We start from the raw sequence: 13650 nt of genomic DNA on the forward strand, positions 1-13650 counted from the left end.
TGCCTAAATCGGTGGCCCGCGAAATAGGACAAACAATGAACCGATTCGTTGACGCGCAAACCGATATTTGCTTTTTGTCATTCGTCGGGGCATTGGCGAGCACGCATCCGCAGCGTTGGTATCAGAACCAATAATCTGTAATATCAGTTCGCCATCGCGGCCGAAAGGCCACCCACTCGACTGAGAAAACACTATGAATGCTCAAGCTATCCCAGTGTTGATCGCTTTCCTGGCCATAGCCTGTGTGGCAGCGTTCTTGCTGCGGCGCGCATTCACCGCATTGAATCGCCAACAGATCAAGCCCGGCGCTGAGCGCATACAGACGCCGCACACTCGTGGCGGGCGGCAAGACAACCTCATGGACTCCCGTTCTGCTCCGTAGCAAAAACGCCCCAAGCCTGGACTTCGTGCGAACACTCGCATTGGCCCATCGACGCTGTGCTCAGTCGCCTGTTTACTGGGTGCGGTCGTCAGAAAGCGGTGACCTCCCCACTTTGACTCATCTATGCGCGGCTTTGGATGTGGTGGCCCCCACGGACTCGAGCCCTGGACCAAAGGATTATGAGTTGCCTAGAAACGCCGCAAACCCAGTAAAACCGTGAGCAGCTCAGCGCAGGTAAAATAAGCTGAAAGCAGCGTCGTTACTGGGCTTGAGCGAAGTTTCGCAAAAGTGACACAAGCTAGGCAGTGTACCGCCAGTGTACTGTTTTTTCGAGGACGCTTACCGATTTGAGGATTCTTCCACATCCTCGAGGGGCATAGCGCGTGTTTCCCCAGTGTCTGACTTCTCGATAAGAAGTGCTATTAGAACAAGCGAACTTGGCATAAGGGGCAGGTTAGTCTGGACGCTGCTTCAGCGGCACCGGGATGGCCGAGACGTTCGATATGAGATCTTTAACATCTGGCTTGAATTAGTGATGTCGCTTTGATAGCGTCGTCCTTGGCTTATGGGCAGATTTTGGATCGCGGATCGCGATCAGTGAAAACAATGTCCGAAAGGACTGCCCGATGAGACTTGTCGACTTTTGACGGTCCCTCCAGTTTGCGTAGGAGTGCCCATAAGCCACCCTTCCCCCTCAGCTCAGTGCCGCACAATGAGAAAAGTCGATGCTCTTCGGGCAGTTCGAACAAAGCCTGAACTCGCGCTGCTTTTAGGAGTTAAAGCCTCCGCTCTTACGTATCTGTTGTATGTGTTGAAACCTTCTACGCAGTACACCAGTTTTAATATTGCTAAGAAAAGCGGCGGAATACGAAAAATTAACTCTCCGTCTGAGCGGCTCAAGGCTGTTCAGTCGTCGCTCTCTACGCTTTTACAAGATTGCATTGACGAAATTAATAAAGCAAAGCCGCCGCGCGCGCCAAAAGGAATGTTTGCGAAAACCGATAGGCTTTCAGATGGTAAGAGAGCGAAGCGGGTGGAGTATGTCTATACCTCAACGTTGTCTCATGGTTTCGTGCGCAAGAGATCAATTATTACAAACGCTTTGATGCATCTAAATAAGAATAGCGTTCTAAATATCGATATAAAGGATTTTTTTGAGAGCTTTAATTTTGGAAGGGTTAGAGGTTTTTTCATAAAAAATAATAACTTCCGTCTTCGTCCGGATGTCGCTACTGTAATTGCGCAAATTGCTTGCTACGATAATAAATTGCCGCAAGGGAGTCCTTGCTCTCCAGTCATAACTAATCTGATTACGCATAGCTTGGATATCAGGTTGGCGGCACTCGCAAGGAAAAATTCTTGCACGTATTCGCGATATGCAGATGATATAACTTTCTCTACGAGAGAAAAGGTTTTCCCTTCAAATCTTGTAAGATGGGATTCTGAAGGCTACGTATATGGTGATGATCTTGAGAGTGAGTTTGCTCGGGCGGGGCTGAAGCTAAATAAAAAGAAAACACGGATTCAGTATAAGGATTCTCGTCAAGATGTTACTGGTCTGGTGGTGAATAGAAAGCCTAATGTGAAGTGTGAGTATTGGCGAACGGTAAAATCTCAGTGTCATTTACTTTTTAGGACCGGAAAGTTCGCTATAAAAGACGGCGATGAAATCAAAGATGGCAGCATATTTGAGTTAGAGGGTCGTCTGAATTTTATTGATCAGGTTGACTATTATAATCGTCTGCGGCAAAAGATTCCGCTGAATCCAGAGTATGCACTGGCTAATCATAAGTTAAATACTCGTGGGCTTCTTAGTGGTAGGGAGCGAACTTTTAGCAGGTTTTTGTATTATCGAGCATTTTACGGTAACGATAAGCCTACGATTCTTTGTGAGGGAAAGACTGACAACGTATACATAAGATCAGCTATAAATAGACTCGCCGCTGAATATCCAAAGCTTGCGAGAGCCAAGACCTCAACCAAACCCTATGAGCTTTTGGTTTCTCTGTTTAAATATAATGAGCGGACAAGATTTCTTCTTCAATTATACGGTGGGTCTTCTTACCTTAAAGATTTCATAGAAACTTACGAAAAGCACTATGACTTTTATATGGCACCAAAGCCTGCCAATCCCGTTATTGTGATTCTAGATAATGATACAGGCTTTAACTCCATTGAGGTTTTGCTGAAAAGCAAAATGACGAACGCAGCTGTTTATCCGACGGGGCTCGGGGTTGCCGGGTACCGAAATTCGGATTTTATTCATGTGCTTCATAATCTTTATCTAGTGCTAACCCCTTTGGGTACAGCAAAAAGTACAGCAATTGAGGATCTGTTCACTCGGTCCACATTGAAAGAGATAGTCTCCGGAAAAACATTCAATCCATCAAATAAGATGGATCCTGCTAAAGAGTATGGAAAGGAGATATTTGCTAAGAAGGTCGTTTTGGCTAAAAAGGGAAATATTGATTTTGTAGGGTTTAGACCAATTTTGGATAGGCTTGTACAATGTATAGATCACTACGAGTCTATCAAGGGATAGCCACTGGCTAGCGGCAAGGATTATGTCTAAGTTAGTAAGTTATGTTTGTGAAAGATCTGCAGAGTATGTGCTTATTCCTGAGTTGGTCAGAAAACTGAAAGAGAGGTATTCGTTCGTAACCCCAATTTATCCATGGATGACTCGTGAGGGGTCGAGGTTTTCAAGGGGATTACATCGTGAGTCGAGATTTAGAGTGTTAGGTCTTTATGCAAGACGTCCTAAGATCTCGAGCGCTGAAGATGGTTTGATTAATGTTAAGATTAATCAGGAAGTAGTTGTAGCGGCCGCCGTGGGGCATAGCTTAGGTATCCCCATGATTGCCGGCTGCCCATTGGCAAAAAACCTAATAGAGCTGGGCCATTGCAACCGGTTTCTTTGGGTGAATTTGGCCAAGGCTTTGCCCAGTGATGTAGATTTTACCATCGCGGTGAATGAGTCAGGTCTATACCAAGGACCGTATGAGAGACTTGTGATTGACGACCTCGAAGAAGTCCTGCGCATTGTCGAACTAGAGGCAAGATGGATCGGTCTGGATATAATATTGGGAGCTGTTAAATCTATCGTTATGGAGAGTAGGGGGATTGGTGGCTATCATCCATTTGGGTATATGGGTGGTTACAAGGCGGTATACTTATTGATGGCGGATCAATGAGAGAGTAGATAGTGTCAGAGTACAATTTTCATTCCTCCCTCTGAACGTCCACCAATACTCGTTTAATTTTGTATAGGCTTACATTTCCGCCCGTTGCCTTGGCGGGGTTAAAAAGTGCCAAATTCATTCCGTCGCTGACTGAGCTTCGGTATATAACTCCGTCATAGCCGCTCTTCTTTATAAACTCACAAAGGTACTGGCTGGGGACGTAGTCAATGGCTGCTCCTTGAGGTAGAACAGGCCTGGTTAGTTCCTCTCCTAAGCGCTCAAGAAAGGGAATGTCTGCGCGCAGTTGCCCAATGGCACTAGCGTCCCCCAGCAAAAATGGAGATACGAGTCTTCTGGGATGTCGAAGATCAACCGCTCTAAGAGGGGTAGTTATAGCGAATTCCGCAACGCAAGCGACTTCGCCGGTGTGAGGCCGTACTTCCGATGCTGCTGTGTCCGGCTGTGAACCAACGTACAAGTATGGAATGCCAGGTGGATTTGCTCGACCATGAGATGCTAATCGATTGGGCGGTGGACCCATATCTTTTATATCATAATTGGATTGACCAGTGCGTATTCGAGCTCGATACCATAATTGAGGTAAATTGTCTGCAGGTAGATGATCTAATAGTTCTTTGAGGCGATCCGTATCTAAAGGCTCGTCTAAAAAATAGCGATTTTTGTACATTAACTCGTCGCGGAGGGTCTCCCACCTAACAAGAACTTCACTTTTATACTTCTCAGATGGAGAGAAGTTTCGGCGAACAATATCTCCGTCGTCAAGTATTTCGCCTAGCAACTCTTTCGCGTGAGCAATATCCATTCTCGGGTGTAAAAAAAGTTCCCAATCCTCTTTCAACCGCTCAACTAGAAGCTTGCCGTTTGTATCTGGTTCATAAATGCTGATTAAGAGATGAAACCATTCTGCAAGGGCTTGGGGTTCTACTAGGTTTTGCTCAGTGGCATCACAGAAGTCACATCTTCCAACCGTCTTGGAGATCAGCGGAATAATACTTTGCTTTAAGCCACGGTCACCAAAGCACTCAGGGCAGCAGTAGGCAGGCATAAAATGTCTCAGCTAAAAAATTGGGCCATAGTCTCGATGTGATGATTTAACGAGATTTTCTTTAGGTAGCCCAATCCAGGGAAATGCCTCTTTGCATGAAGCAAGCGCAACTCTTTCAGAGCGTCTGTTTCGTATAGTTTGGAATTCCCTGACTCCAATTTTGCAATTAGCTTATCGAGCGCTTCAGCAAACTTGCCCGCCGGATCAGTAGGCGTATCTTGGCTTGTAGATACAAAGTGATATATAAACATTGCATCATCTTGATCGGGGTCGATAAATGTTAGGTGGATAGCTACCGCATAAGCTGGGCCGCCAGATTCTGAATAATCATCCCCGACAATAGAAAAGTCCCCGAAAGCATTCATGCCTTCTTCTTCGAAGGTCACATTAAGATCAGAAAACAACTCAACTGGAGGGTAGTCTCGATTTCGCCGACGTTTGAATCCGTCGCGTAGAAGAATGCGCTCGCTTCCGATAAAGTGCTTTCGGTAAGTTTTTTGGCAGTGGCTCTCATTAAAAATATGGCGTGTGGTAGTCAGCCTCTCTCCTAGCTCTTGTGCCAACTCCTTCCCATGTGTGAACCCTGCATGAATAAAGTTCAGCTGATGTTGGTGGTGTCGTTCGCAAAGCTGCATCGCCTCCGCTATTCCCATATCTTGGCGGAGCAGAATTCCGGCACCAATCGAAGGGCTATCAATATATTCCCGGATGAAATCCGTTATTCCGGCCCCGTTTTCTCTATGATCGCCATGATATGGGTTAACGATCACTATCGCTCTTCCATTTGCTTCGCATACTGCTTTTATTGATCTCTCAAGGCCGCTCAATGCCTCTCGGACGGGCTCGATTATAGGTGCAAAATTCGATGCAGCCATAAGCGGAGCGTTGTCACGTATGGAAATCAGCTCGAATTGTTTTCCGCGAAAATATGGATAATACATTCAGATTATTTCCAGTCCATGGCTTTGATGAGAGGGAGGCTTACGGCTTCAATAAAACGCTGCTGTTGAACAGTGTTGCGTATTTGTACCGAAAGCGCTATGGGGCGTAGGGATAACGGCAGTCTCTCAATAAATTCGCTGAGAGGGGCAAGGCTCCGTGTGCGTTTTAGGGTGTGAACCATCGCGTGGTGAACGTCTTTTGGTGCAAGCTGCGCATAACAGTCGCGCATAGTGCTACGCAGTATAGTGTTCGGTACGTCCGGAACTATTATGCCAAGATCATTAAGAATAGAGCGGGCTTCGTCGGCACGTAGTGACTCGAAGATTGTAATGGGGCATACACTCTCGGATCTATCAACAGCCTCGCGAATTTTTGAAATTTGGCTTCGGCGGTTGAGGCACATTACGCCAATATCGAGAGGCGTATTGCTCAGTACGCTATTGACGTGTGCCTCACCTGCAATAACATATATCTTGGCGAAGACTTTTTTATAGTTATTAATTTGGTTTTCTAGTCGAGTAAGGGAGTCTCGTTCGGACTTTATTTCATAAACTGTTGCTGTTCCGTTCAAGATCGCTAAGTCGGCTTTGCAAGACCCCGCACGGAACTCGGTGAGCATGCTCGCACTATTGAGAGAATGAGTGCCGAGTAAAACATTTTGTGTCAACGCGGCGCGATAGACGTACTCGTCTCGGTAACCGGCGCGTCGGAGAATTGCAAAAGCTGCATCGAAAGCATCGGCTACCGTTTGGTTTGACCTCCCGACAATTCCCGTCTGCGAGAATAGGCGAGCAAACAGCGCCGACTGCCCTTTTTGTGAAATTTCACGGAAAACGCCAGGGGAAAACAGCCGTGATAGCGCTGAGAGCTGTGATGCATTTGGTGACACGATTCCTCCGTAGGCCGCTTACCTAAACGCCAAAAGCGGTATGTAATTCTAGACTATACGTACGTAACGGGGCACACCTGGCTGGCACTCCAATGCGGAACTGTGGCGCTCCCTGGGTCGGAAGAGACTAGTTCAGGTGGCGGCGAAAGCAGCAGGCATTGCGACAAACCGTAACGCGGCCGCGAGCTGACCGTCCGTCAGGCAGCCAATTGGCCTTCAATGGCACAATAGAATCGCGACATTGTCCTGTGGCGCAATGACGCACCAGGGGCTGACAGGCTCGGCTCAGGAGCTCAGCGTGCTATCTGGTAACGAGTGCTGCGCCCGCCACCCGGCAGCCGCTCGATGCAACCTTTTTCCAGCAGGTCGCTCAGGTGGCGGGTCGCGGTTGCTTTGGATACCTTGGCCACGGCTTGGTACTGGGCTGCGCTGATACCGTTCTCGAAACCCCGTTCGCCGCCATCGAGCAAGCGGTTAAGCACTTTGACTTGCTCCGCCGATAGGGTTTGGCTGCGGTGTGCCTGCCAGAAGCGCGCCTTGACCAGCACGCGATCGATACGAGCAAGGGCCTGCTCCAGGCTGTTGAGTAAGGTTGCGAGAAACCACTGCAGCCAACTGGTGATATCCAGCCCACCTTTCTGACTGGCTTCGAGGATGCGATAGTAACCGGCGCGGTCCTCGAGGATGCTCGCGGACATCGCATAAAAGCGGATGGCCTGTTGTTCGCCCTGGGCCAGTGCAAGGTCGGTAATGGCGCGCGTGAGGCGGCCGTTACCGTCATCAAAAGGGTGCAGGGTGACGAACCAGAAATGGGCGATGCCGGCGCGCAGAAAGGGGTCAAGGTTGGCATCGCTTCGGCTGCTCTCGAACCAGGCGAGAAAGTCCGCCAATTGCGCTTCCAGCCCTGCGCGGGGAGGGGCTTCGAAATGTACCGTAGGGCGGTCTATGCGACCGGAAACGACCTGCATCGGCTCTTCGCCGCGCAGTTTGCCGATGTGTAGCGGTCGAGCCAGCAGTTGGTCATCGGTGGGGAATAGCCAACGGTGCCAGGTGAAAAGTCGCTGTTCGTCTAGCGGTTGTTGATGCAGGCAGGTGGCATCGAGCAGCAGTTCCGCCAGGCCTTCGGAACGTGAGGTGGTGCGACCTTCTGCGCTCAGCCCCAAGCGCCGCGCCAGTGATGAACGCACCGAACCGACATTCAGTTGCTCACCCTCGATGGCTGAAGAGGTGACGATGTTCTGAAGCATGGCATCCAGGCTGCTCTGCACTTCAGTGTCACCGCCCACCGCACCGAGCATTCCCAACAAGCGTCCTTGAGCCTGACCGCAGGCGCGCAGCAGTGGGGCAAGCGTTTCGCCTTGCCAGCTGAAGTGTGGCCAGTTGGGTTGCTGCCAGATCCAGAGCGGGTCATTCATAGGGGTGTTCATCTATGAGCCGATTAGCGAGCCGATTCGGCTCATTGGGTGAGCCGATAATGCCGGCTATTCGGCTCACTGTCTAATGCTCAAACCAGGATGCTTGGCTTGGTGAGCGCGCCTGATCAGGGTTAGTGACCCAGCTCGCGCGCCTTTTTCAGCGTTTCAGAAACATCGTTGAAATAGGTCATTTGCAGCCCTTGGGCATCCATAAAACGTGACGCAGGAAGATGTAGCCCTTGGGCTACAAAATGGCTTTTCCCGAGCGGTTCTGTGGCTCAGGGGCTACAAGCTTCCAGGCATGATTCTTTATCTACATCGGTTTCCGGCTGTAGGGTCAGCTATCGACGTCTGTTCCAAGCTGATCGCAATAAGGAGTGCTAGGCACGCGTCAAAGCCAGGACTGGCGGGCGTTTGCGCTGTGCACGGCACGCCCATGCATGCATTGAGTGCCGTCTCCAACCCCCGTGCAGACTGCTTTTCAGGCCAACGAAGTGCCGCCTCCTTTTATCTTGCCCTCCACCTTTGTTACGCATTCTGAGCCACTGAGTAGAGTAACTAGGCAGAGGAAGGGGCTCCCTCATCGCTAGATGCCCGGCGATGGCAGTCCAGCGGTACTCGACCGCACGAACTATAGACATCAACGCCGATGCAATAGCGGATGTTCATCGACACTGTTCTGATCACAAGGGTTGAGCCAGAAAGATTACCCCTTCGACAGGCGCCAGGCTAAACAAGCGCCAGTCCAACTAACCCTAGTGGTTGCTGAGCGGCAGCAAACACCGCACCAAGTAAAACGCCGCCTGGCCAGAATGGTACCAATGATGTGCGCCTAGCAGACATGCGGCGGCGCCACCGCCACCTCCGATAGCGATATTTTCGGAGACCGGCAGTCGTGCTGAGCTGCCTGGCAGAGGTCAACAGCACCAGATCGCCAAACGCCACTTAGCTGATAGTGTCCTTTAGCTGCGTTACGGGCCTATCTCGGTGGCGGCATTGTTATGGCGGCATATCTCAGGAGGATCAGACACGGCCCTCGCATTTGCCCTAACTGTCCAGCGCACGCTCGCTTGAGCCGGTAACCGGTCGGAGTCTGCCAGAAGCAGGCGTCTGCCCAAACGTAGCCCTCGGCAGAAGTCTCATCCAGAACGCTTCAGGGGCAGATCCAAGAAAACCGTATAGATGTAATTTTGATAGCCATGGGCCATACTGATAGGGTTGGCAGCTCTGTGATCCATCACGTGAATTAAAAGTAAAATTAAACGCATCCCTGATTTTCGACTCTATATCTACGAAATAGTTTCGGGGTTAGTATGTTAAGGACTGTTGAAAAGTATATGGAAGATCGTCGCCTTCTTGCGTCTGCGGCCCTGTTTCGGCAGCTTCACGATAATAAAAAAGATGTTTATGATGTATTGGCGGAATTTATTCGATCATCTATCAGTTGGAGTTCGTTATGGAGCTTCAATGTCACAGAATGCTCCGGAATCTTGGAGGAAAATTTTGGCTTCAAGATTCCGGACGCGGTCATTCGTACATGTCTGAAAAAACGCCTTAAGCGAGCAGGTGAGATTTCCTTAAGCCAGGGTATATATACCACGACAGAGCAATTCGTCAGGGCTGATTCGTTGAAGGATGATTATACCGGCATCCAAAGCGAGCAGCGTTATATTATCAATACACTGACCGAATACGTTGAGAAAGTAACATCAAGGAAGTTGAGTGGCTCTGATCGTGAGCAGCTTTCCGCAGATTTCCACTCTTATTTTTTAGGAGGGCTAAAACCTTGTGAAAATTCGCTTCTTATTAGCGAGTTTATTGTTAAGTATTCGTGTGATGTAGAATTCACTGAAAAACTCAATCGCGTTGAGGAAGGGCTAATCCTCTATGGTGGAATCTGTCATTCATCTAGCTTGGCAAATCATGAACCATGGCGGAATAATTTCACTATTTACCTCGATACGGAGGTTTTATTTTTCTCGCAAGGGTTCAATGGTACTTTACATAAAAATATTTTCGATGACTTTCATGCATTAATAAGAGAGATCAATGCGCGAACCTCTCATGGGGCGAAGATCGAGCTCCGCTATTTTGATGAGACCAAGCGAGAGGTTGAGGATTTCTTCTATGCAGCAGAGAAAATCGTTGAGCAGCATCAGGAGCCTGATCCCTCTAAACCTGCAATGATTAATATAACTAATGGCTGTAGTAGTTCCGCTGACGTTCTGCTGAAAAAAGCTAAATTTTATCAGGATCTTCGTCGGTTGCGTATTCAGGAAGAAATTAGTCAGAATTACTATGATCCCCCCACATATGTGGTTGACGACATGGGGACATTTAAATTGCTTCAAGCCGAACACCCCGATCTTGACCAAGACAAGATTCCAAGTGTGTTGCGCTTGTTCACAAAAATTAATTATTTGCGCCGAGGGGTGAGTCATCAAGGTTTAGAGCAGTCTGCAGCCATTCTTGTTTCAGGGAAATACATCACACGAGTCTTGGCGTTTTCCAAAGCGATACTACAAGAGCCGAAGCAAATTCCATTTGCGACGGACTTAGACTATTTGACCGAGCGTTTATGGTTTAAATTAAATAAGGGCTTTGGAAATGGTAAGCTGCCATCTACCTTCGACGTAGTTGCGCGGGCGCAGGTAATTCTGTCGACGCAAGCAGGTAGCAAGGTGGCGGAAGACTACAAGTCACTGCTTAACCAGATGGAATCTGGTCTTATGAGCAACGACAGTGCCGGCTATTTACTCTCTGAACTTCGTTCACGCACAACGAAGCCGGAAGACTTTCACTCGGACAACGTAGAAGAAGTTGCAGCATTTCTGCGAAGCGAGTTCATTGAGGATGCGCTCCGACAAAAGGCAGTGCTGGAACGCAAGGCGGAAGAAGGCGAAGTTAGTCAGGCTAAGGTGCGTTTGCTGGAGGATCAGCTCAAGCTACAGGCGGATTTGTCCGAGCAGGAGAGAGTTAAGAGGCAGCAACATATTGATAACACTCTGAATCAATATCAGGCGCAGTTGCGTGTGCGGGATATTACTATACATAAGGAGAGGTTGAAGCCGCTCCGTAATTTGGCTAGGCTTGAGTTTGTTGGAGTTACGGCTCTCGCTTACGGTATCGCTATATTGATTGGCTTGGCGATTATCTTTGTGCTTCGAGGCGAGAATGACACTACGCTGGGTATGCTGTCCGTTGCTTTAGGTATGTTGCCTCTTATAATTATGCTTATTAATACTGAAGTGATTTCTCTATACTTCGCAACGCGAGTCAGGGCGCGCTATCGTCGACGCCAGCGCAAAAAATTTACTATTCGCAGTTTAGCCAGCTACTCAAACGCGGATATACAACCTCCTCTCGAACCGAGTTAATCTTCCTGCTAAGTATGGAGATCGCCTCGCGATCGGAGTTTTTTTCGGATCACTGCCGGTCAGCTCTGAGGCTTTGACCTAAATGTGTTTTGGCCTTACTCATAGTTCAAATAGTTCTACGTTGGCTGGAAGTTTCTGCATACCCTTAGCGTGGGACTTTCCTACGGTTAACGTAAGCCGGCAAGGCCGGCTCACGAACCCCTGCGTTCTAGAGCTAGGCAAAGTGGTTTAGTGGCCGCAGCACCTGTGAGCACATATGCGCTGATGTAGGCGGCTGAGGAACCCCACTTCGAAGGCTCGTCGTTCTATTGCGCATGGCAGCAAGTCTCGCTCGGCAATCATGATTGCCCAGAGCCAGCCGGTGCGGGCATTGTCGAGCCAGGTCTGGGCCAGCCTCACGCCCTGGTTGAACGCTTCTCCGCAATCGGCTGCCCAGGCTATTTCCATGCCTGGATGGCCGTCGTTAGGCGGAAGGCAGGTAATTACGCCTTTGCTCATCTCGCCCCCCCTCGCGCCTCGGATAGGGCTCGGCGATAGAGCACGACCATTTCATCGAGCAGATCCAGAGCTGAGTAAGCAGCGATCCGCACGCGCAGATCATCCGGCTGCAGCCCATCCGGTTCAGCCAGTTGATCAAGCAGATTGCCGAGCATGACGCCACGTAGTTCAGCTGCTGCTTCGGAAGGCAGGGGAGAGCGTTCGGATTCATGCAGCGGGCTTCGCTGCAGTGGAAAAGGTACAACGCAGGATTCGAACTCAGCCATGGCGCACCTCCAGATCAGAGGTGGACAGCAAGACCTGAAGCCCAAGGCGGAGCTCTCGGGTAAAAAGGGGGTAGCGCATTTTCCTTATGCTCCTCGGTTTGATTAAGGAGCTGCCACCCACCGTTCTGACGCAGTATGGTGGCAGACCGTACGGGGGTCAGAAACCGGTAACCGAGGGAACCGGCCAGGCAAAAGCCTGCCCCGCACGGCCTGCCATAGAAAAGCGATAGCAAACACTGGAGTATTTGCCGCTTCGCCATGACGCAACCGCGCCCTCGATTAATCGGGTTCTGACGCCCGGTCGTGGGATTTACCACGACGGGCGCACTCTAGCCCGAGGGTTTCAGGATGGCAACCTACTGTGGCGTAGGGGAAATTTGGGTGCTGCGCTCAGTGCGGGCGTCAGGTGATGCAGCCAGCGTCTACCGATACACATGACGAATCGCGCTGGGGAAGTGCGGTGACGCACCTCGTCAGCTTCAAGCTGTCCTTTCAGCCGCAGCCCTGGGCGGTTTGGCGGGTGAGGTGGCTCCCCCAGAGTTTCACAGAAGGGCTGACTCCACGGCGGCTGTAGGTCTTATGAGCAATGCGGTGAGCGTCCTCAGACGATATTCCGCCTTGAACCAGACGTTTCACATAGTCAGCTTCCGACAGCTCTGGCGCGTTCCTCGGATGCGCGTGGCTGCCTGTCCGGCGAATGACAGCTCTCAACCAGCGTGTTGGGGAGGTGCGGATGGTTCCCTTGGCCAGTGCGTTCAAAAGCTGGGCGGTGATCGCTTCCTGTTGATCAGCCGGAACAGAACTGATCAGCAGGGCGACCTGTTGACTCTCCAGAGCACTCAGCCGCGTCAGTTTTGCCGTGCGGCTTACTGATGATTCATTTGATGGTTCATATGGTGGTTCTAGGGGTGACATAGCTATGTCACCCTCCCCCTGACATAGCTGTGTCACCCCGGGGGTGACAGTGGTGTCACCCTCCCTGGCGATGTCGTCAGCCGGGGGTGACAATTTGTCGGGGTAGGTCAAAGCGAGTGTGTAGCCGTTAGAAACCTGCCGGCCGCTGGCATCGAATCGAGCGTCCTTCTTGAGCAGGCCGGCAGCCAGCAGGGTTTTGATAGTGCGTTGGACGGTGCGCTCCGAAGTGCTGCACTTCGCTGCAATCGTCTTCATCTTCGGCCAGCAGTAGCCGTGATCATCTGCGTTATCAGCGAGCGCCATGAGGACTAGCTTCGGCACAGGCGGGAGCGGCTGCTCCCATGCCCAGTTCATGGCTTTGATGCTCATGGCGATCAGGCTTCTTCGATGACGCGAGCGACTGCAGAGGTTTTGAAATAGATCCGTCGGCCGATTTTGACCTTGCACGGGCGTAGCTTCGCGGACAGCTCGTTGTCGCCGCTCAGGGAGATTCTCAGGCCGTTTTTACTGCGATGTAGCACCTCTGCGAGCTGCTCCAGGGAAAGCAGTGGTGAGCCTCCGTAGCGGTTCAGCAGGGTTTCTTCGACTGTCATCTTGCGACTCCTTGTATGGCTTGCGATACACTGCGCTCATTACGCGAAAAAGGCGTAAGAGTCCTTAAAAAATACTAAATGTCCATATTTTAGACATTTAGTCCTTTTTATGATCGAAGGCTTAC

Annotated in this window: 11 protein-coding genes; 3 read left to right on the forward strand and 8 right to left on the reverse strand. The window is 50.2% G+C overall.

Features of this window, described 5'->3' with window-relative positions; all coding sequences use genetic code 11:
* The first annotated feature begins 1094 nt into the window (after positions 1 to 1094).
* Both UF78_RS22500 and UF78_RS22825 read left to right on the forward strand, forming a co-directional pair.
* On the forward strand, positions 1095 to 2924 hold the full coding sequence (locus UF78_RS22500) for a retron Ec67 family RNA-directed DNA polymerase/endonuclease (protein ID WP_080890537.1): 1830 nt from the start codon (positions 1095 to 1097) through the stop codon (positions 2922 to 2924).
* Positions 2925 to 2946: 22 nt separating this feature from the next.
* Positions 2947 to 3576 (forward strand): hypothetical protein, encoded by a 630-nt coding sequence (locus tag UF78_RS22825; protein ID WP_155397591.1) that lies wholly within the window; start codon positions 2947 to 2949, stop codon positions 3574 to 3576.
* A gap of 28 nt (positions 3577 to 3604) precedes the next feature.
* Here UF78_RS22825 and UF78_RS22505 read toward each other — a convergent pair whose 3' ends face one another.
* The 4 genes from UF78_RS22505 to UF78_RS02670 form a co-directional block, all read right to left on the reverse strand.
* Positions 3605 to 4630 carry an RES family NAD+ phosphorylase gene (locus UF78_RS22505; RefSeq protein ID WP_080890538.1) on the reverse strand — a complete coding sequence of 342 codons (1026 nt, stop codon included), beginning with the start codon at positions 4628 to 4630 and terminating at the stop codon, positions 3605 to 3607.
* 8 nt (positions 4631 to 4638) lie between these two features.
* A complete protein-coding gene (locus UF78_RS02665; RefSeq protein WP_045160520.1) occupies positions 4639 to 5571 on the reverse strand; it encodes a sce7725 family protein in 933 nt (310 codons plus the stop codon).
* Positions 5572 to 5576: 5 nt separating this feature from the next.
* Complete coding sequence (locus UF78_RS22510; protein WP_080890539.1) at positions 5577 to 6461, reverse strand: sce7726 family protein; 885 nt, start codon at positions 6459 to 6461, stop codon at positions 5577 to 5579.
* 293 nt (positions 6462 to 6754) lie between these two features.
* Positions 6755 to 7876 (reverse strand): Fic family protein, encoded by a 1122-nt coding sequence (locus UF78_RS02670; protein WP_045160521.1) that lies wholly within the window; start codon positions 7874 to 7876, stop codon positions 6755 to 6757.
* Between the two features lie 1337 nt (positions 7877 to 9213).
* On the opposite strand from UF78_RS02670, the gene UF78_RS02675 reads away from it, so the two are divergent.
* Positions 9214 to 11253: a hypothetical protein gene (locus tag UF78_RS02675; RefSeq protein ID WP_045160522.1), complete on the forward strand. Its 2040-nt coding sequence runs from the start codon at positions 9214 to 9216 to the stop codon at positions 11251 to 11253.
* Between the two features lie 228 nt (positions 11254 to 11481).
* On the opposite strand, the gene UF78_RS22965 is transcribed toward UF78_RS02675, so the two are convergent.
* The 4 genes from UF78_RS22965 to UF78_RS02695 form a co-directional block, all read right to left on the reverse strand.
* A complete protein-coding gene (locus UF78_RS22965; RefSeq protein ID WP_045160523.1) occupies positions 11482 to 11751 on the reverse strand; it encodes a LasR-specific antiactivator QslA in 270 nt (89 codons plus the stop codon).
* Positions 11748 to 12017 carry a hypothetical protein gene (locus UF78_RS02685; protein ID WP_017363020.1) on the reverse strand — a complete coding sequence of 90 codons (270 nt, stop codon included), beginning with the start codon at positions 12015 to 12017 and terminating at the stop codon, positions 11748 to 11750. Before UF78_RS02685 ends, UF78_RS22965 begins: the two co-directional genes overlap by 4 nt.
* Before the next feature lie 492 nt (positions 12018 to 12509).
* On the reverse strand, positions 12510 to 13301 hold the full coding sequence (locus tag UF78_RS02690; RefSeq protein WP_052679271.1) for a helix-turn-helix domain-containing protein: 792 nt from the start codon (positions 13299 to 13301) through the stop codon (positions 12510 to 12512).
* Positions 13302 to 13306: 5 nt separating this feature from the next.
* A complete protein-coding gene (locus tag UF78_RS02695; protein WP_017363018.1) occupies positions 13307 to 13525 on the reverse strand; it encodes a hypothetical protein in 219 nt (72 codons plus the stop codon).
* Between the last annotated feature and the right edge of the window lie 125 nt (positions 13526 to 13650).

It is taken from the genome of Stutzerimonas stutzeri, from assembly GCF_000952685.1.
GTDB lineage: Bacteria > Pseudomonadota > Gammaproteobacteria > Pseudomonadales > Pseudomonadaceae > Stutzerimonas > Stutzerimonas stutzeri_E.